General features: G+C 49.9%; 10 protein-coding genes. 4 read left to right on the top strand and 6 right to left on the bottom strand.

The genetic code is table 11. From position 1 onward, the window contains the following. Window positions 1-87: 87 nt before the first annotated feature. The 4 genes from bcsA to H6F88_RS07070 all read right to left on the bottom strand — a co-directional run bounded on the left by bcsA (window position 88) and on the right by H6F88_RS07070 (window position 9,541). Window positions 88-2,664, bottom strand: coding sequence for a UDP-forming cellulose synthase catalytic subunit (bcsA, locus tag H6F88_RS07085; RefSeq protein WP_190642031.1), 2,577 nt, complete (start codon window positions 2,662-2,664; stop codon window positions 88-90). After that, window positions 2,661-5,189: a cellulose biosynthesis cyclic di-GMP-binding regulatory protein BcsB gene (locus tag H6F88_RS07080; protein WP_190642030.1), complete on the bottom strand. Its 2,529-nt coding sequence runs from the start codon at window positions 5,187-5,189 to the stop codon at window positions 2,661-2,663. Before H6F88_RS07080 ends, bcsA begins: the two co-directional genes overlap by 4 nt. Window positions 5,190-5,324: 135 nt before the next feature. Next, window positions 5,325-7,634 (bottom strand): tetratricopeptide repeat protein, encoded by a 2,310-nt coding sequence (locus H6F88_RS07075; RefSeq protein WP_190642029.1) that lies wholly within the window; start codon window positions 7,632-7,634, stop codon window positions 5,325-5,327. Between the two features lie 2 nt (window positions 7,635-7,636). After that, on the bottom strand, window positions 7,637-9,541 hold the full coding sequence (locus tag H6F88_RS07070) for a carbohydrate porin (protein WP_190642028.1): 1,905 nt from the start codon (window positions 9,539-9,541) through the stop codon (window positions 7,637-7,639). 335 nt (window positions 9,542-9,876) lie between these two features. Between H6F88_RS07070 and H6F88_RS07065 the strand changes: the two genes are divergently transcribed. Continuing rightward, window positions 9,877-10,656, top strand: coding sequence for a hypothetical protein (locus H6F88_RS07065; RefSeq protein WP_190642027.1), 780 nt, complete (start codon window positions 9,877-9,879; stop codon window positions 10,654-10,656). 143 nt (window positions 10,657-10,799) lie between these two features. Here H6F88_RS07065 and H6F88_RS07060 read toward each other — a convergent pair whose 3' ends face one another. Next, window positions 10,800-11,561: a hypothetical protein gene (locus H6F88_RS07060; RefSeq protein ID WP_190642026.1), complete on the bottom strand. Its 762-nt coding sequence runs from the start codon at window positions 11,559-11,561 to the stop codon at window positions 10,800-10,802. A 774-nt stretch (window positions 11,562-12,335) separates the two neighbouring features. Between H6F88_RS07060 and H6F88_RS07055 the strand changes: the two genes are divergently transcribed. The 3 genes from H6F88_RS07055 (at window position 12,336) to H6F88_RS07045 (ending at window position 17,879) form a co-directional block, all read left to right on the top strand. Further along, the gene (locus H6F88_RS07055; RefSeq protein ID WP_347277673.1) at window positions 12,336-13,913 is read left to right on the top strand and encodes a cellulase family glycosylhydrolase; all 1,578 of its coding nucleotides are present in this window, start codon (window positions 12,336-12,338) and stop codon (window positions 13,911-13,913) included. 500 nt (window positions 13,914-14,413) lie between these two features. Next, window positions 14,414-16,543: a glycogen debranching protein GlgX gene (gene glgX, locus H6F88_RS07050; protein WP_190642024.1), complete on the top strand. Its 2,130-nt coding sequence runs from the start codon at window positions 14,414-14,416 to the stop codon at window positions 16,541-16,543. Window positions 16,544-16,769: 226 nt separating this feature from the next. Next, window positions 16,770-17,879 (top strand): tetratricopeptide repeat protein, encoded by a 1,110-nt coding sequence (locus H6F88_RS07045; RefSeq protein ID WP_190642023.1) that lies wholly within the window; start codon window positions 16,770-16,772, stop codon window positions 17,877-17,879. Window positions 17,880-18,009: 130 nt separating this feature from the next. Here H6F88_RS07045 and H6F88_RS07040 read toward each other — a convergent pair whose 3' ends face one another. Then, window positions 18,010-20,718 (bottom strand): hybrid sensor histidine kinase/response regulator, encoded by a 2,709-nt coding sequence (locus tag H6F88_RS07040; RefSeq protein ID WP_190642022.1) that lies wholly within the window; start codon window positions 20,716-20,718, stop codon window positions 18,010-18,012. Between the last annotated feature and the right edge of the window lie 628 nt (window positions 20,719-21,346).

The raw sequence follows: 21,346 nt of genomic DNA, 5'->3' as shown, positions 1-21,346 counted from the left end.
ATAAGACAAAGAGGTTAGGGATATCCCTAACCTCTTTGTTCCATAAATCAAGTTTTGAGCGGATGAGGTTCTAAACAGAACGCTGTTTCACCTCAGCGTTTTGAGAAGCTGTTTGATTTTGATTCCCTGTTGGCGATCGAGATTCTTAGGAAACCGTAACTCGATCACCGTGGGGCTAGTTGTAGAGGCTGCACTGTAAGGCGTATCTACCATCCGTCCTGGCAACTCAATCGTCTCAACTTGAGCAATCAGCCGTTTAGGGAGTGGGTCAGTGGAATATTGGCTGACTAACAGTCCTATTGCTGGCTTGTTGTGCCTCATCTCATCCAGGTTGTGAATTGTCTTTTCAGTCAACTCCAGACGCAGCGTGCGGGTATTGATCTCGGTTGCTGTGGCAGGGTGAAATTGCCCTTCCCAATAGATTTGCACAGCTGCGCTCACCTGTTTTCGCACCGTCACTCTGGGGTCTGGTTTGGGATCTTGGAATACCCGGAAGAGTCCCGTGATCAAAAACCTGAGCGAGCCCAACGGGTTGTCCAAGTTCTGGCGTTCTTGGGAGTACCACTGGTTAACGTCCGAGTAGAGAACCAACACCAGTGCGTCAAACTGGATTGGAGTCGGATTAACAAAGTCTACCGCTACGATGATCTGATTATCATTTTGCGGCGTTACCCGAATGATTTGCCCGTTTAGAAATGCTCGTGCGCCAAAGTCGCCCACCAGTTCTAGCTCAATCTGATCGGGCAGGTTGGGCCAATTTTCTAGCAGAATGCGGCAACCCGTCTCACTCGCATCCAGGGTTTTACCTGTCCAGGTCTGGTCTTGACTATAGATGATGGCTGTAAGCTGGCGATCGAGACGGTGAGCGCGGCGCAACTGAGGCTGCTCAAAGGCAACGAGAATTGCGGCAATCAACAGCAGCAGGTTAAACACACTCCAGGCGGCATTGATGATTACAGCTTCCTGGTTTTCGGGTCGCAAGATTAACCAGAAGGGCACCGTCATCAGGGAAACCAGCAGCAGAATGGAAACAATCACAGGCACCTGGGCAGAACTCCAGTCAAAGCTGCGTTTGTTGACCATCGTACCTTTGGCGGTCACGTTGAATTTGCCCAACTTGGGGTTGAGCAACGCCATGAAGGTAACCAGACCATCTTGAAATGCCATTGCATATTCAAAGATCTCGTTCCAGAAGGAAAAGCGTACAGTTTTGTAGGTGATGTAGTTGGCGTTCATCGCCAACACGATATGCGGCAGGGCGTAGGCTAGTGTTTCTGTACCTAAACCGCGAATCAGGTCAACGCCCAGCAGCAGGTAGAGGATGGGGGCGATCGCATACATCAACCGAGGAAACCCGAAGAAGAAGTGAGAAGTCGCCGAGAAGTAGCACAATCGCTGCGCCAAACTGAGTTTGAGTTTGGGGTTAAACAGCGGGTTTTCTAGCCGCAAAATCTGTGCCATGCCTCGCGCCCAGCGGACCTGCTGCCCCACGTAAGCAGAAAACCGCTCTGGAGCCAGACCTGCCACCATGATCTTGTCGTAGTAAACCGACTTGTAGCCTTTGGAGTGCAATCGCAGGGAAGTATGGCAGTCTTCAGTCACGGTCTCCACGGCAATGCCGCCAACTTCCTGCACATAATCTTTGCGGAAAACGGCTGCGGAACCGCAGAAAAAGGCAGCATTCCAGAAGTCATTTCCCTTTTGCAGGACTTTGTAGAACAGCTCATTGTTAACTGGGACTCTGCCCTGCGTCAGCAGGTTGCGCTCAAACGGGTCAGGATTATAAAACCAGTGAGGGGTTTGCACCAGCGCCACTTTGGCGTCATAAAAGAAGCCAACAGTGTGCAGCAAAAACTGACGAGTGGGAATGTGATCGCAATCCAGGATCAGAACTAGTTCACCCGTCGTGTGCTGCATTGCCGTGTTGATGTTTCCGGCTTTGGCGTGATCGTTGTTGTCACGTATCAGCATCATGCAGCCCAGTTCGTTGCAGATCTGACGAAGCTGTTCTCGCCGCTCAGGAAATTTGCGCCCGTCATCTAGCACATACACCCGCTTCTTTTCGGGTGGATAGTCGATCGCCATTGCTGCCAGGGCAGTTTTTCGCACAATTTCTACATCCTCGTTGTAAGTGGGAATGTAGATATCAACGCTAAACCACTGATCTTTAGGATAAGCAGAGAGGTCTACGGGCTGGCGGTCTTTGAGTTTGAGCGTTTGAAAGTAGGCGAGCAGGAGAGTGGCGATCGCATACAGTTCTGCCCCAAACAGCAGAATACTCAGCGTCCCATTCACCCAGCTATCCAGATTCAGCGTGTAGCTGGTGCGGTAATAGAGATAGCGAAAGGTGGTGACAATGCTCAGCCAGACCAAAAATAAGTGTAAGTATTCACTCGTCTGCTGCTGGGTTTGCCGCTGCTCTAGCCGCACCATAAACCAGCCAATCAGCATCAGCAAGATCGCCACGATGGTTTGTTGCCAGATCGTGAGTGGCGCAATAATCAGTGGCACCGACAGCACCAGCACCAAAAACACCAGCACCATCAGCAGAGAGCGACCCAACCCACCAAAGAGAACCCCAAGCCAATCTGGTAAGCAGCTGAGCAACCACAAGATTCCGGTCGGGCGCGGGTTGCCCTGATGCTCATGAGAAGAACTGGTCATCTTGCACCTCCACTGGCAATGCGGTTGATATAAAGTTGAGAAATGCCGTACAGCATCAGCGCAGCCACGACGATGCCAGTGGGCAGAAGAAACCAGTTGTCTTGCAAGAAGCGAGTAGCCCGACCCAGCAGGTTAGTTTGCTCGATTCGCCGCTGGTTGGTCTGCTGAAGAAACTCCAAGTTATAGCCTGTCGCATCGTAGGGAGAAGGATTTGGTTGATTAGCTGCCACTAGCACCGTGTCTCCCTGGAATTGGAAGAACAGCGGATCGTTAGCAAACATTTCCTGAACTCGATCCAAGCCTTGATTTGACTGGGCGGTGAGAGCCAATAAGATACGCTCGGCATTCCAGGGAGAAATCACGGACTTGATTACGCCTTCCTCATCAGATAAAGTTTGCAACTGGTTGTTGTTGCGCTGACGAGAAAAGAATTCACCTAACCTCAGCCCCCCAGAATTTGCCGCAAAGGCTTCGGGAATGGGGAAGCGATCGCGGATGCCAATTCCCACCAAGTTCTTTTGTTCTCGTACCTCTGCTGGAACGCTGTTTGCCTGATAAACGTTTAGCTTTACCGAGTCAGCGCGGCTGACTCGTCCCAGGCGTTCGCTCAGCTTCAGCAGCGTCATCACTTCGTAATCGTTGGGTGCGTCGGGCAGCACGACTGCCGTGCTGGAGAGATCTTGAGGTGCAGCGAGCGGAAAGCCCGTTTGCAACAGCCGCAGGTCGGGCAACTGCACCGCATTCTGCCGATTCAGGTCAAAGCTAGTATCACCATGAACGGTACCCCAAAGCTGCTGATCCTGACTTTGACCACATTCCTCTGTGACCCGTGGTCGCAGAACGAATAGCACCTCAATTTGAGAGTTGGGCTGAATCAGGCTCTCTGGCAAATTCACATTGAGCGATTCGCGCCCCCCTTCTTCTGAAGCGAGTCGCTTGCCGCCGACCGTCACGCCATCAATCCGAACTTCGATCGCTGAAGTGCGAGGATTGACCTGAGGACTGTAGCTGTAGCGCAGCGTCATCGTGTTGCCGCGCATAAACTGGTCATCAGGCAACGCCCAAAAGTTAAACCGAATCGGTGGCGCATTAGAGCCATGCACAGTCGTGTCTTTGAACGGTTCGCCATCCGTACCGCGCAAACTGCTAAGGGTAAAGGTGTCTTCGGTGGGCAGGTAGCGATCCCACTGACGCGGAGGGGGAGATGAAACTTCGTCGATATTAGTAACGATTAGCGCCTGACCTGAGCCTAGCGGCTGTCCGTCAGACTGCACAAGAAACTGCACGGCTTTGGCAACCCCGGCAGCATCGTTGCCTGTAGCCACTAAAGCTGGAACGCCGTTGTCTTCCAGCGTGGTCATCATCAGCACACCTACATCTCCCGGCAGGGTGCTGCGGTTGCCGTCTAAAAGCTGGTTGCCCTGAAATTGGAAGGGCAGCGATAGGTTTTTGAGCACAGGCTGTTCGGTGGGAGTGCCGATGAGAATCAGGCGATCGCCCCCCTGCACCTGATCCAAATCAGCCACCATGCGCGTGTCAACTGGGCGAAAGTCGGCATAGCGTCCAGCAGAAGCCTGAAACCGAGCGGCAGAGGTAAGCCAGGATTCACTTAATTCTTTAGGACGCAGGTAAACCAGGCGATCGCGATCGAGTCCTAAATCATCAATAAAAGGATAAGGGTAGCGGTTAAAGTCGAGGGCGACTGCCTGCGGTTCAAACTCAAACAGCAATTTCGAGTCGGGCAGCACCTCCGTCCACAGCATCGGGTCAGTTGGGTCGGTGCATTCCTCTGAATTCTGTTGCTGAGTGGCGATCGAAATCTCATTCCTGTCCTGCAACAGCGACGTGGGAATGTTAAACAAAACCTGTCCGACCTGAGAGTTGGGTCGATTCAGCGCAACACTGCCAATGCTCGTATCATTCACCCGCACCGTCATGCTCGACTGGGTGGGCAACAGCGCCGGGGAATGCTGAAACCGAATCAGTGCCTTAGCTGACTTCACCCCCCAACCCCTCGGACGAGTAAAGCCCAGCCGCGTTTCTGGATAAATTCCTTCTAGCCGCAAGCGATTTCCCACCACCGGGCTGCGGTTAAAGGACAGCATGTATTCATAGGTGGTTGCAGGCGTGGCTGGCTCCTCAGGGGATGTGGCTGGCTCCTCAGGAGATTCTGCTACAGGCGCAGCGGGTGCAGGCTGACGAGCAGCAGGCGCAGGGCGAGGGGAGGTGTTGGAGGGTTGCGATCGCCCTCCACTACTAGCAGGTGGCGCACTCGGCGGGGCAGGGCGAGGACGATAAACCGGAGCCTGACGCGGCGCTTCGGGCAAGACAAACTCCCGAATTACCTGCTCTTCCTGTTGCTGAATTGGGCGCTCGGTCTGAGCTTGAGCCAGAGTGGTTAGTCCCAACAGAGTACTCAAACAACTCAAACAGAAAAGCAAAATGAGGGAACGCCGCCACAGGCGAAATCGGCTAGAAACGCGGCGAAGTGGAAAGGAGGGAGGAGAGTGACGAGATGGACGCATAGGAAGTAGGGGTGGGGGTTAGGAGTTAGGAATTAGGGGTTAGAGAGTGTAGGAGGGTTAGAGAGTGGGGAGTGTAGGGAACTGAGGAGGGTTAGAATCTTTATCCCTAGCCCTTAGCCCCCAGCCACCTAGCCCCTAATACCGCTCCCAAGGGGGCTGAAATCCTCGCTGTTGGAGGAAGCCTTCCTCTAAAAGCTGCATTTGCTGATTCAGGTTTTCGTCTGTAATCCCTTGAGCAAGTTGTTGAACCTGAATTTGTTCGAGCCGCTGGAGCGCTTCCAGTCGTCTGCCCTGCACAGCGGTTAGGGCAATTAAGGAAGTTTGGGCGACCGGATCGTCAGGGCGGATGCTCAACACCTGGTTGTAAAGCTGGGCGGCGGAGTCGTACTGCCGCTGCTGGAACCGAATGCCTCCCAAGGCAGAAAGCGCATCGGTGTTGTTGGGTTCCTGGCTGAGAATGGTTTCGTAGGATTCGCTAGCCAGATCCAGATCGCCTAGCTGTTGCGCCAGTTCTCCCTGAACAAAGTAGGCGCTGAGGTTGGTGCGATCGCGGGCAATCAGTTCTGCGACTCTTGCCCGTGCCAGAACAGGGTCACGCTGAGCTATCACCTGCGCCAATCGGAGCTGAATTGGAATGTTATTGGGATCAGCCTCTAGCAGCGTCAGGTAAAGCGCCTCTCGCTGAGCGTTGGCGGGCAACACGCTGACCAGGTTATACAGTTCTGGTGGTGTGTCGGTAGCGGGACGCTCTTGCAGCCAGCGACTCAGCACCGCCTGTGCTTCCGCTTCAGAGATCAGCCGTCCCTGATAGGCAAGGCTGGCGCGTCCAAGTTGGAGGGTGAGATTTTGTGGATCGCGCGCGATCAGCTGGTCGTAGAAAGCGATCGCCTCATTCACTCGTCCCTGCGCTTGCCGAATGCCTGCCAGACCTTGCAGTGCGCCATTCAACACGCCCTCATCTGCCGGATTGCTGGCAACGATTGATTCATAGCGCTGTGCGGCCGAATCCAGGTTGCCTTCACGTCGATCGATTTCTGCTAAAAGCAGGTTCGGAGACTGGTCTGCGGAACCGACGGCTGCACTGTAAGCATTTAGCGCCGTTCTTGCCCCAGCGTAATCATTCCGCTGAATCAAGATTTGGGCGACGCGGAAGTTAAGCAGCGGTTCATTCACACCTGCCGACAGCAGCGATTGATAAATCGGCAACAGTTCAGGATCGGGGGAATCGATTCTCAGCAGCGATCGCGCAATCACTTGTTGCTGGAAGCGATCGCTGGGCAGGGGTTGCAATTCTGCCTGAAGTCGCTGCCGTAGATCGGCTCTAGAAATTTGCCCAAGCTGGCTCTGCAACACCAACTGCTGCGTCAGCAACCCCTTGTCATCAGGGAACTGCGGAGTCAACTGCTGGTAAAGCTGAAGCGCGTATGCCTGTTCACTCGACACGCCGCTCAGCACGTCTGCCGCCTCACGTACCAGAGCCGGAGAAGCACTGGTCGTGGTGAGAACCTGACGATATAGCGAGGCAGCTTCAGTGTGATAGGCAGTGTTGCCGCTGTACCGCCCCATCACACTGAGGGCACGAGCTAGCGTCAGGCGTGAATCACCCCGTCCGCGCAAGGGATCGATCGCTGCCTCTGCCTCGGTAAACTGCCGATTTGCTGCATACGCCGAAGCCAACGCTGCCCGAAGCTGGATCGTATCTCGGTTAATTTGGGGCGACTGCCGCAGTTGCGGTTCCAGTACTTGAATTGCCTCTGCTGGATTGCCTGTTTCCTGGAGAGCCAACGCATAGGCGATCGCCGAATTCCCAGAAATCGACTGCCCACTAGCTCGGTAGCGGTTAAATAGCTCCAGACCACGCCGATAGTCGCCTGTGTAGGTGTAAACCTGCGCTGCGCCCAGGACGGCATCCGGCGTGGGATTGTTTTGCAGCACAACTTCGTAGTCGGCGATCGCATCGGCAAATCTGCCCTGGTAGCTATACAGCAGCGCCCGCTGTGCTCTTGCCTGGTTATCGTTCGGGTCAACGGTCAGCAGCGTATTCAGCGCTTCAATGCCCTGGTTTTGCCACTCCGAACGATAGCCACCCAGCAAGCCAATGGTATTGAGTGCCAATCGATTATTGGGGTCGATGGTCAACACTTGCTCGTAGGCTTGAAATGCCTCTGCATCCCGTCCGGCTCGACGGTAGGCGATCGCCAAACCCAACTGCGCCTCGACCGATTGGGGATTTTGCCGCACCGCCTGCTGAAAAGCCGTAATCGCCTGATCGACCAACCCCTGGCTCAGCAGCGTGTAGGCTCTACGAATGGCAGAACTGACCGCCTGAGCTTGAGCATCGGAAGGGGCGATCGCCAGCGCTAACAGCGGGGTCGCACTCAGACATGCCAGCAGTAGCAGACTAACCAGCCGATGACAGGATTTAGATAAAGCAAACTTTTTCATGGCTACAAGCTGCCCCTGGGTGTAACGTCAAATTCAGTCCGAATGCGGAATCCGGCGATCGTTTCCGAAAAACCATCGATCTGCTGGAGAGTGAAACTCAGCCGCAGATTAGGCAGCACACTGAAGTCATAAAACAGCTCTGCCACATCAGGAATGTCGCGATCAGAACGGCTCCGCAGTGACTCGTTAGACAAACCGCGACCGTAGGCTAGCCCCAGGCGATCGTTTGGCATAAACAAGTCCAGAAATGTCACGCCACCGCTGTAGGTATCGCCACTCGCATCCAGGTCACGGTTCTCGTAACGTCCGTAACGAGCAAAAATTCCCATATTTAGCTCAGGGACAAAGATTTCAGCGTTGACTCCGTAAGACTCCTCGCGGTCAGACTCGCGCAGCCCAAACTCGCCATCGCCCCGGTCAACGTCAAAAATCTCGTTAAATCCGCTGTCATTCCCAGCATCGCTGCCTGTGGCATAGGTGCCTCGGATAATCGCATTTCCTAACCAGAAGGCAACTTCTCCAGCAAATCCGTCCAGGTCAAAGTCACCCATGTTGCGAGACGACGAAAACACAGCAGCTCTAGCTTCGATGTTGTCGGTCAGGCTCCAGTTGACGAGTGCCGCAGGGCGAGAACCAATGCCCGTCGCGGTCAACGCTGGGTTCGTTTGAAACACCGGGTTAAAGAACTGACTTGCCCCATCTTTGGCAAAACTGTTGCGATCAAAGTAGGAGGTCAGGTCGAGTTGTCCAATCACAAACCGCAGGTTGGGTACATCTTCCAGCGATGCCGCCAGATACAGTTCGTTGATACTCAGCCCGCCATCTGGCGAATCGGTCAGCGCATCCCCTTCCGTCAAGTCGAGCGTCGCGCCTGCCTGGAGGTTTGGCGTAATCGGATAAACTGCCCGCAGTCGCGCCCGCGCCGAAGATTCACTATCCTGAAAAATGTAAACACCTTGCAGGGTAATCGAGGGTGGTGTGAGTGCCGTACTGCGAAGTAAAGAACTTTCTCCTGAAGCCTGTGAGGTGAGCGATTCACCTGGAGGCGTTAGCTGAGCCGCTTGACTGGCAACGGGTGCAGTCGTTGGAAGCGTAGGGCTAGCAGCGACGCTGGGCAAAACTTGGTTGATTTGCGCTGCCTCAAAAGCAGAAATTGCAGCCGTATTGCTAGATTGGTCAGGCGTAAAGAGCCTACTTCCTACATCGGTTGTAGCAATGGCGGTTGAGGCAATGGTGGTTGGAGTAGCGGCAGTTGGAATAGCCGCAGTTGGGGGAACGGGAGCGATCGCCCCTGGCATAACTGATGTGGGCTCAACCCCCGTCTCTGCTGATACAGGTGGCACCATCCCAGGTGTGGGAACGGGAATGGCGATCGCCGATTCATTTCCCGTCGATTCAGTCGCAGTTTCAGTTGCAGTTTCATTCGCCGATTCAGGGGACGCTGTAGCACCCGTCATCTGCGCGATTAACTCATCTTCAGTTTGGTAGTCAGATTGAGGATCAGATTGGGAAGGTGTGGGAGATCTCCAGGCAGGCACCGTGACCGCAGCTATAGGAGCTGGAGCGGGTGGTGCAGTACCTGCTGAATTTGAGTCATTTTCGTCAGCAAATCGGTTTAGCGTCTCGTCTGTCGGCAGTGCCGCAATGTGAGAATCACTTTCTGCTGATTCGGCTACGCCTTTAGCCTCTGCAATGACCACTGTTGTTTCAGAATCAACCAATGAATCATGATCAGTTGCAGAATCAGAGCTTGACTCATCCAGAATTGCATCAGGGATGGGAGCGGCATTTGCTTTTCCTAAAGAAAAAGTTGAACCTGTAAGAAAACCGAATTCAAAGCAAACAAAATAGGCACCGGAAAACAATAAAAAGTTGAGGAGGACAGACTTAAAAAGTCCGACTTTCATTGGGGTCTTCACTCCTAAAGATCGTGTGAAAACAGACCCACTCAGAGGTAGGCTAGCTGTTTAATCTGCTGTGCAGGTTGATGGTTAAGGCTTAGTCTGTGGCTTACACAGGAAGGTCGAGGCTAGTGTGGAGATGCGTGGAGATGCTGCCAGTACCCTGTGTGATTTGGCAATTCTGTGCCAAACTTCTGTCTCTCTTGCCAAGGATTAATCTTCCATCAATACTTACGCAAATACCCTGTGTAATCCGGTTAATTTTGTGCCAAACTTCGGCTAGTTTGCTGAGGTTTTAATCAGCATTATTTGCTTGCACAAATCTAATCTGGCGATCGCTTATGTTCCTGAATCAAACTAATCCTACAATTTCCCACCAAATTCAAGCTGTTTTGAGGATTCAACAGCGAATTGTGTGTTTAACCGTAGTGCTGCTAGCAGTACTTCTAACGACTGGATGTGCTCAACCCATCAGTCGGTTTAGCCGATCATCTGAACCGGCTGCCCCACAGCTAGGGGTTGAGCGGATAGACCCATTTGGGCAACCGGGAGGATACAGGGTGACAGGCAGCACAAATCTACCTGACCAGACACAAATCACAATTTCTGCGATTCGCTATCTGCAAACCTCAGGTCAATTGATCGCTAATTCTGGCTCCTCTTACTCGGTGTTAGCCCGACAATTTGCGCCCGTTGAACAGGGAAGGTGGGAAGCCAACCTTACACTCTGGCAAGTCGCCCCAAACGGCAAGTTTCAAGAGGTTTGGCAGCTAGATCAGGGCAATCTAGGAGTGCAGGTTCAGCCCGACCCAAACGTGACTTTCTTAGTGACGCTTGATCCGGCAAATCAACCTGCAACATTACAAGACCAGTTAGAGAGCCAGGGTGAAGCTTTAACAGGGAGTTTAGTGCAATTCAATGCAGATGGAGAGCTATATCTTCAGGCAAGCAAGACCCTAATTGTTGCGTTGCCCACTGGTGGTACAACTCCTCCAGTCAGTCAGACAGATGGTGAAGCGAATTCAACGTCATCGAGCTTAGGAGCCACTAGTGCCAGTCCACCAGCACTTAGCCCAACTCAAACAGATGCTCCGATCTCATCCGACGCTTTTCTACGTTAACTCCATCACCACCACGCGGGCACCTTGCCCGCTAATTGTCATTTATCACTTGTTACTTGTTACTTGTTAGAAACCAGTAGCCGATGACCAATGACTAACAGGCGAAGCCTCTAAACAGTTGCTTCGCCCGACCATTATTAACACTAAGCAGCTCCAGATTTGTAAGACACCGTAACAGGTGAAAGTGAGTTAGCTGGAATTGCGCCAACCGTTTGCAGCTCTTCGATTTGAGCCATTACTTGCTTGAGGTGGTCAATCAACTCATTCACCTGTTTTGGCTCTGCAGCATGAGTAGACTGAGGCACAGAGGCAACCCCTTGCTTCATAGCGGGCGTGGGCTGATCATAGTGAGTAAAAGTGGGTGCAGCAGAATGAGATGCCGCTTTGGAGGCTTGAGCATTTGCGTCAAACCTGCCAGAAGCGATCGCCGTTTCTAAGGGCTCAGTCGGATCATCATCTTCCACCGTCCGAACTGGATGCCCTGAAGGAGCAGAAGCAACGGGTTGAGCATTACCCTCTTCTACTTCATCTTGCAGAAAATACTGTAGCCCAGCAGCGTTTAAGCGCTTTTCAGAAAACTGGAGAGCTTCGATTTGAGCCTCTTTTTCCTGCAAATCACGCTGTAGAGAGGAAACCTGATCTTCGACTTCAGAAGACTTGCGCGAAGACTGGCTCCAACCCAATGCCGAGATGGTAGCAACACCCATTCCAAGACTCATCACCGTTGCAATGCCCAGGTAAGGAGCAGCCAAATCTTTGACTTCACCGGAGAACACGGGTTCGTCCTCAAGGTGAATATCCACTGGTTCGGAACCTAGTACGACCAATGGCAAAGTAGCGGCGGCAAAAACTGCACCTGACAGCATTACGGCTGGTAGCACGAAGCGTTGGAGTGGTGTAGTCATAATCTAATTCCTACTAAACAGAGGGGGGAATCGTTTTTCAATTTGGCGGCAGCAATACTCGATTGAAGTATTACTGCGGAACAACAGAATTACTGAAGTTTTGTTGCCTTTCCATCCAAGTTAAACGTAATCTCCGTAAACAACCGTATAGACCTAGTAAAGTCCGAGGCAGTCCTGTAAAGTCAAAATGAACTTTCCTAACAATAAGATTGCGATCGTTGCAGACTATTTCTTAAACTTTTTTCTCTTCCAAAAAACTTTTCACATTCAGTTAAAGGAACAGTAAAATCAGCCTTCTAGCACCCATTTCAGAGTGTTTTAGTACGCTTAAGTACTTAGCCTTAAATACCTTTCAAAAGAGAAATATCCAGCTTCAGAGATTTAGCTATTTCGGTACAATTACTGTTAGATCAGTACCCATCTGTATCACCCTTCAAATGCAGCAACTCGGAATCTAGCAATCCTGCTTATATGTCTGAGATGTAGAGGTCTAAGATATAGAGGAAGTGGCACTTTTTGGGCGATCGCCCGTCTTGCTACATAAACTTGCAGAACCTACATTTGCCAAGTTCAACAAAACTCGCTTAATAAGATAGATAGCTTCATTCGCGCTTACTTTTGGGTGCAGCTCCAGATTGACCGACCCATTCCTAAAAGATAAGAGCAGCACTCGCCATGATTCCCCCAATTCATCGCTCAACCCCAAATCGTAGCCGAAGATGGACACCCTTAGCCCAACAAATCTGGCTAGGACTTCTATCAATGGTGCTGTGGATGGGGCTATCGCTGAACTTCCATGCTCCAATGACCGTTACCGGAGCCACTACTCCGATCCAGCTACCTCTATCCACTCGTGGCGCTGAAATTGTGGATACCAGAGGACAAGCCGTTCTACTGAGAGGGGTCAACTGGTTTGGCATCGAGACTGAGATGCAGGCTCCTCACGGGCTATGGCTGAGAGACTACAAAGAGATGCTGGCGCAGATCCGCAGCCTTGGTTATAACACCATTCGCTTACCCTACTCCGTCCAGTCACTTCGGGCAGACAGCATTGCTGGTGTAGATTTCAGCATCGGCAGCAACCGTGAGCTAGAAGGCAAAACACCTCTAGAAGTGATGGATCTGGTAATTCAAGAAGCTGAGCGTCAGGGGTTATTAATCTTGCTGGATAGCCATCGTCTCAACAATCAAAGAATTCCAGAACTGTGGTACGGCGACGGCTTCACAGAAGCTGATTGGATTGACACCTGGACAATGCTCGCTAGACGCTACCGGAATCAGCACAACGTGATTGGGGCTGACCTGAAAAATGAACCGTATGGTCGCGCCAGTTGGGGAACAGGCGATCGCGACACTGACTGGCGCTTAGCCGCCGAACGAGCCGGAAATGCCATTCTAGAAGTCAATCCCGATTGGCTAATCGTCGTCGAAGGCGTACAGAACAACGTCCCCGGACAACGACTTGCCGACCACTGGCAGGGCGGCAACCTGGAAGGCGTAAAAAATTATCCTGTCCGTCTGTCTGCCCCGCGCAAACTAGTCTACTCACCCCATGAATACGGTGCTGGTGTATTCAATCAGCCCTGGTTTTCAGAACCTAACTTTCCGGATAACCTCTACACTCGCTGGGAAACAGGCTTTCACTACATCGCCACCCAAGGTATTGCTCCTATCCTGGTAGGAGAATTTGGCGGTCGGCAAATAGACGCAGAATCTAAAGAGGGCATTTGGCAGCGGCAGTTCGTAGACTACCTCAATGACAATAGCCTCAGCTTTACCTACTGGAGTTGGAACCCAAACAGTACTGACACAGGCGGCATCCTACAAGATGACTGGCAAACAGTTGAGACTCCAAAACAGGAACTATTGAATCAGCTTTTGGAGACTGCGACCTCGACTTCTGGTCTAGAGCCTTCTCCTGATTTGCCTGCTGGCGATCGCCCCTCCTCCCCTCCATCCTCTTTTAACTCATCTTCTAGGTCCGCTTCTCCCCGAAGTTCCTCCAATCCTGCGTCCAGCCCTGCTATTGCCAGTGCATCGGGCAGCCTAACTGCCAACTCCCTCATTCAATCGGATTGGGAAACTGGTTTTTGTGTAAGTTTCCGAGCCACAAATCGAGGCAACACCAGCACCAACAACTGGCGATTATTGTTTGAAATGAAAGATGCCGCCATTACTCAAAGCTGGAATGGCTCTTTTAGTCCCACTGGTTCAGCCTACGAGGTCATTCCCCCGGATTGGGCAACGACGATTCAGCCTGACCAGTCTGTAGACTTGGGGTTTTGTGCTAACAAATTGGGCGATGACTACCTGCCACGGCAGACCAGAATTGTTGAGCGCACCAACCGATAAAGGACAAGCCCTACACCAATCCGAGATTTTGTAGGAACGAATACGTAATTTGGTTTGGTTCTTGTTCTAAGAATGCAACATCTTCCGTAAGAAGGATGGGGGAAGTCTTTTACACTTCTCCCACTTTTGTTTTAAAGCCCTGTAGCCTTTTATGACAACTCTATGACAACTTTATGACAATAGTTATAGAACAAACCTTCGCCCTATCCTTTACTCTGAGAACAATGCAAAAATTTCTGCCGAATTGAATGTACGCTACTTTACATAAGCGATTAGATCGTAGGCGATTAGATTATGAGATTAATAATGTGAAATCGCAGAGGGCAGATTGCTTTAATAGAAAACCTTCCGAAAGATAGATGAATTTAAAAATGAGAGGTGAAGTGTAAAAGGTAATGCTTTAATTATTTCTCAGCCGCTTTATATCGATTAATCAGAATCAGTTAATTAGACCTTCAAGTTCAGTTCACCCTAATAGTAGATTTAGTTGGAGCCTATTTATGCACGTAGCGGTTTGGCCAGGTGATGTCTATCCTCTGGGCGCATATTGGGATGAAAAAGGTACAAACTTCGCCCTCTTTTCAGAAAATGCAACGGGCGTTGAGCTATGCCTATTCGATAAAGATGGCGAAGAAACACGAGTCTCTCTTACCGAAGTGAGTAACTTCGTTTGGCACTGTTATTTACCTGGGATTGGCCCAGGTCAACGCTACGGATATCGAGTACATGGCCCTCACGCGCGTAGTGAAGGACATCGCTTTAACCCCAACAAACTGTTGATCGACCCTTATGCAAAAGCAATTGATGGTGAAGTAGGAAGTGGCCCAGAACTGTTCGGCTATGACTGGAACAGCCCTGACGAAGACTTATCATTCTCAGAACTAGACAGTGCCTCTCTGATGCCTAAGTCAGTAGTGGTGAATGAAATCTTTGACTGGGAAGGAGACAGGCTACTAAGAACCCCCTGGCACGAAACTATCATCTATGAAATGCATGTTAAGGGTTTCACAAAGTTACATGCTGATATTCCAGAAGAGTTGCGAGGCACCTACGCCGGACTAGCGCATCCGCTGGCGATCGAGCATCTTCAGCGGTTGGGAGTTACTGCAGTCGAGCTGATGCCGATTCATCACTTTCTCTCTCGTCCAGGTCACCTGGTTGATAAGGAACTGCGAAACTATTGGGGCTACGATTCGATTAACTATTTCGCCCCTTACTCCGGCTACAGTTCTAGCGGTGTGCTAGGAGAGCAGGTGATTGAGTTCAAGGAAATGGTTAAAGCGCTGCATCGAGCCGGAATTGAAGTGATTTTAGATGTGGTGTATAACCACACGGGAGAAGGCAACCATCTAGGTCCAACTCTATCTTTGCGAGGCGTTGATAACGTCAACTATTACCGTTTGGTTGAGGGTGATGCTCGCTACTATATGGACTTTACTGGGTGCGGCAACTCGCTTTATATGCGTCACCCGCAGGTGTTAAAGCTGATTATGGATAGCTTGCGCTACTGGGTTGCAGAGATGCATGTGGACGGCTTCCGGTTTGACCTGGCTTCTGCCTTGGCGCGTGAGTTGTACGAGGTCAACAGCCTGTCGGCCTTTTTTGACTTGATTCATCAAGACCCAGTTTTGGCAGGGGTAAAACTGATTGCAGAACCGTGGGATGTCGGAACAGGCGGCTATCAAGTTGGCAACTTTCCGGTGAACTGGTCAGAGTGGAATGGTAAGTATCGAGACACAGTCCGCGACTTTTGGCGAGGTGAAGACAGCACTCTGGGTGAGTTTGCTTATCGATTAACGGGTAGCCCTGATTTATATTTCCAGATGAATGGACGGCAGCCTAATGCCAGCATTAATTTTGTCACGGCTCACGATGGTTTTACGCTGAATGATTTAGTTAGCTATAACGACAAACATAATGAGGAAAACGGGGAAGAAAGCCGGGATGGTGAGAGCCACAATCGCTCTTGGAACTGTGGTGTAGAGGGCGAAACGGATGACCCAGAAGTGCTGGATCTGCGAGAACGCCAGCGACGAAATTTTCTCGTTACATTAATGCTGTCACAGGGCATTCCCATGTTGTTAAGTGGGGATGAATTGGGACGCACTCAACGAGGAAATAATAATGCTTACTGTCAGGATAATGAAATTTCCTGGCTGAACTGGGACCTACAGGAATCAAACGAAGATCTGCTGAACTTTTGCCGGGAGCTAGTTTATTTTCGGCGACAACACCCCGTTTTTCGTCGGCGCAAGTGGTTTCAAGGGCAAGCGATTCACGGGACGGGCGTAACAGATATTAGCTGGCATAACCCTGATGGGGGTGAGATGACGCAAGAGCAATGGGATATTGGCTATGCTAAGTCAGTTGCCGTTTTTCTCAATGGACACCGAATTCCTAGTCCTGGCCGTCACGGTCAAAAGGTTAGCGACGACAGTTTCTTGTTATTTTTTAATGCCCATTATGAAACACTTGAGTTTAGCTTGCCTGCCGATTTTCAGAATGATCAGTGGACGGTAGACATTGACACAAAAGAGCCTCGCTTTGTGCAAGAGCAGCGGATCTTTACAGGTGAACAAACGGTGCCTGTTGTGGCGCGATCGATTGCCGTATTACGACGCTTAGAATAAGCGATCGCAAACTAGCTAGTTGCTGCAAGATTCAGGAACCTATCCTGCTTCTATAGCAGTCCTAAATCAGTTGTAAGATGATCGGGTTGTGAGAAGCGTACTCCTGGGGGATGCATTTCTCACAACCTATTCTAGGGTGTCTATAGATCCAGGATTACTATGAAAGCAATCAAGATCTGTAACTAGCTATTACCAATCTGTCACTTACTTTATAAAGTAACTCTCTATGCGTCTTGTTCAATGTTTTTGTCTCTCCACAGCAGCACTATGGCTTTCTTTTGCTAACCCATTGCCATTAGAAAGCCCGTTTGCCATTTCCTTAGCTACAGCACAGACCACTTCCACCCCTGCAAGCCGGACCCAAGCCGATCGCCTCTTTGAACAAGGCACTCAGCAATATGAAGCGGGACAGTTTCAAGCTGCTATAACATCTCTAGAGCAAGCCGTTGCTGTTTATCAAAGCCTTGGCGATCGCGCTGAAGAAGGAGCGACCCTCAACACCATCGGGTTGATTTACGGCAACTTAGGGGAGTACACCCAAGCGCTGAACTACTACCAGCAGGCACTAAGCGCTGCCGAGGAAGTAGGAGGAGTGATTGAACAAAGCATTACCCTCAACAATCTTGGATTGGTCTCCAGTACCTTAGGAGAGCATACACAAGCACTGAACTATTACCAGCAGGCACTAAGCATTAGCAGGGAGGTGGGCGATCGCACCGGAGAAGGCATCACGCTCAACAATATTGGACTGGCGCACAGCAACCTGGAAGAATATGCACAAGCGCTGAACCATTATCAGCAGGCGTTAAGCATTACCAGGGAGGTGGGCGATCGCGCGGGTGAAAGCATCACCCTCAACAACATTGGACTGGCTCACGATCGATTAGGAGAGTATGCACAAGCATTAAATGATTACCAGCAGGCGTTAAGCATTACCAGGCAAGTAGGCGATCGCGTTAACGAAGGAACGATCCTCAACAACATTGGACTAACTTACCGCAACGCAGGACAGTATCAGAGCGCGCTGGACCATTATCAGCAGGCGTTAAGCATCATCAGAGAAGTAGGCGATCGCACGATGGAAGGAATGAACCTCGCTAGCATTGCTCGCCTATTTGTACTGCAAAATCAAGTGGAGCCAGCCATCGACCATTATCAGCAGTCCGTCACAGTTCGAGAAGCAATTCGAGCTGATTTACAAAATTTTCCCCCAGCACAGCAGCAAGCTTTTGTAGAACGGATTGCTAGAGACTACAGAGCCTTTGCCGACTTGCTCCACCAGGAAGGACGAGCGGCAGAAGCCCAGGAAGTTTTGCAACTACTAGAAGCACAATAGCAGTAGAGCAAATGACAGGAACGTAAAATGCTTTAGTATTGCTAACTTTGAATATAGACTTGAGTGGAAGTGCTGTGCTTCCACTCAAGTCTATGCTTAGATTAAGCAACGCTAAACATGGGTATTAAGGTTAGCGATATGGAAGCAAATTATGCCTGGCTGACGCAACCTCATTAAAAATCCACTCTAGCTCCAGATATTTTTCTAGTAGAGCTAGCAGTTTTTCCAGGCTAACAGGTTTGGTCAACAGGGCATCAGAGCCTCGCTTCAGGACAGTATTTTTGGTAATGGTAAAGTTGCTGGCTGTCACAATGATCACAGGAATATTCTGGGTTTCCAGATCCTCTCTTAGACTTTGAACCACTGTTATTCCAGTATGGACAGGCATATATAGATCCAGCAGCAGCAAGTCAGGCTTGGTATGGGAAATGATGGATAGTGCCTCAGCTCCATCTTTTGCTAAAAGTAACTCAAACCCAAGCGGTTTCAGCATATTTAGCAATACCAAGCGGTTTGTCTCATCATCGTCTGCGATCAAGAGCTTGCGACGGGTTCCTTTGTAGCCAATGATTTGATTGACATTATTTGGGAAATCACCTCTGGAGTTCTCTTGCGTTGGAGTGACCATATTTTGATCTACTTGGGAAACGGTGTTTATTGTTGCAACAGTGCCTTCGGTCGATGGTGGAGTTACTGGCATTGCAACTGTACGCATCAATGGAAGCTTTAGATTAAATTCAAACACCGAGCCTTGGCCCAGCTCACTTTGGACACGAAGATCTCCGCCCATTAGTTCGACGAGTTCCTTGCTAATTGACAGTCCTAATCCCGTTCCCGCCGTTCGCTGCCGAAGATCTCCGACCTGTTCAAATGGCTCGAAGATTCTTTCAAGGTGATCTGGACTGATTCCTACTCCTGTGTCAATGACTGCAAACTGAACAGTAGCAGTTTCAACATCGGTCGCGAGATTTTCTGGGTCGAGCCTGCTAACTCGCAGCTTTACAGAACCTTGATTTGTAAACTTGACGGCATTTCCCAATAGGTTGAGTAAAACTTGTTGCAGTCGTTTTTGATCGGCATAGACTTGAGTTGGTAAATTTCCGTGTTCTTCAAGATTAATCGGCAAATTCTTCTCAACTGCATTACCACGAATGATGTGAATGACATCTTGAAGAAAATTAGAAAAGTTAAACTCACTTGGCTCCAGTGTTAGAGTTTGAGATTCAATTTTGGAGAAACCGAGAATGTCATCAATTAATCCTAAAAGATGAAAACCACTATATGAAATAGCTTCTAAGCCTTGAATTTGACCTTCTCTCGCATCCGGATTAAAGCTACGTGATTGCTCTAAATCCCGCTTGATGATTTGTGCGTATCCTAAAATACCGTTTAACGGAGTACGAAGCTCATGACTCATTTTTGTCAGAAATAAGCTCTTGGCTTCATTTGCCACCTCAGCTTTATCTTTCGCTATTGCCAGTTGTTGATTTGACTCTGCAAGCTCAAGGGTACGGTCTTCTACCCGTTGTTCTAGCGTCTCAAATGCGAACTTGAGTTGGTTTGACATGCTGTCAAAGGATGTTGCCAATTCTCCAACTTCGTCTGAGCGTTCAATATCGACTGTTTGTTCCCAGTCTCCATTGGCAATATCTTTTGCGGCCCGGTTAAGACGCAAGATAGGTTGTGTGATTCCACGCGCTGTGATGTAGCTAACCAAGACAGCAACACCCAAGGCAAAAAAGCAGAGGAGAATCGTGAGTCTGGTGTTAGCGTTAATTTGTGCCATGAAATCAGCCTCAGGCACCGCTACAACGATTAACCAGTCTAGTCCGTATTGATCTTGCCAGGGTCTCACCATCACAAACTGGCGATCGCCTTCTACCTCGGCAATGAGTCGCTCACTTTCCTCAATCTGATTCAAATCACCGAAGTTTTCCAGCAGAGCCGTTCCGATCGATTGAATGCCCTGGTCAGGAGTCGTGTCCAGTTGCAACCGTTCCCCGGATTCATTTACCAGGGTATAAGGTTGCTCCAAATTAGAACTAGCGACCAGAGAGCCATCACGCTCCAGAATGAAAATTGATCCTGACTGTGTAATGTCAATCTCGTTCAGAAACTCGCTGATATCAGACAGCAGCAGATCTACTCCCAAAACACCTACCAGCTCACTACCTGAAGTGAAAACAGGAACACTCGCAGCAATGGAGATAAATTCAGGATAGTCTTCCCAAAGATAAATTTCGCTCCAAACTGAGGTACGGGCAGCAACAGGGTCTTGATACCAGGGATAATCGCGTGGATCGTATTCACCAGGAGGCAGAATTTCTTCGATTTCAGTGGGGTTACCCTCGTCATCGGTTTCATAAGTGTAAAGTGCCCCTTCGGTTGAGTCACTAATGACTTCGATGTTATATCCGTCTGTGTAAAGACCCGCCCCGATAAAGTTCCCTTCGACTCCACCAAAGTTGATGTAGCGGACGTTAAACACGTCTAGTTGCCGCCAAAACAACCGTCCTGTACCGATCGGGTCATCAAGGTTAATTTGCCCAACGGCGATCGCATCCAGGTTTGTTCCATTGATTTTGTGGGGAATGCTGAGGTATCCGTCCAGGTGAGTAGAAACGCGATCGCTAACCTCATCCTGTAACTGACCCACCAAGTTATTAACCGATGCTCGTCCATTAAGAAACGAAAGGTAACCTACTGCACTGACGGCTAGAAAAAGCTGTACGACAAAAGGAACAGTCAAAATGACTTGTAACGATGAGCGACTAGAACGCTTCAAATCAGCTTGATATGTCTTCTTTTTGGGGCTATGTCTCGCTATTTTCTGTAACATGAATCAACTCTGAAAAACTACAGGTGGATAACTATCGGAAGTCATCTCGCAAAACTAAACAGCACTCCTTTCCAAGCGCAACGAGTACCTTTTTCCAAAGTCTTTAAACGAGATAAGTTGGCTCTTGCACCACGATTTCAGTTCTGCTCATCAAGGGGGAATGATGATTTATCTATGACGATAATCTACCGATATAAAAGGTAGAAATGGATTGGTGATGCACTATTTTCGTTTCCCTCAAATATCGACTTTGCTGATGCTCAAATCGAGGGAATTTTTGCCTCACTAAAATTGAGAGAGTAGCGACAACACAAAGTTGCAGCGATCAACAAGCGATCGCTTGAAGGACTATTTTGCAACCCACTGACGTAAACTACGGCAGCTTTATTCACGTTCACAATTTGACAGGTAATGCAACCCTCGTTCAACGAGCTGGATGGCTCTCGGCAAATGCATACCGCAAAAGTGTTAAGTGAGATACAATCCTGTGATTGCTGTAAAGACTTTACGACCTTTGTTTAAAAATTCAAAGGTTTATCACTTTCAGCATAACTTAGTTGAACAATTAGGTTAAGGTCAAGGTAGTTTTTGAATTCTTCACGGTTATCTGCATTTTTCCACAGCAGAT

Source organism: Oculatella sp. FACHB-28 (assembly GCF_014696015.1).
GTDB lineage: Bacteria > Cyanobacteriota > Cyanobacteriia > Elainellales > Elainellaceae > JAAUTN01.
The sequence above is the reverse complement of the archived record's forward strand: the minus strand, read 5'-3'. Positions and strand labels throughout refer to the sequence as shown.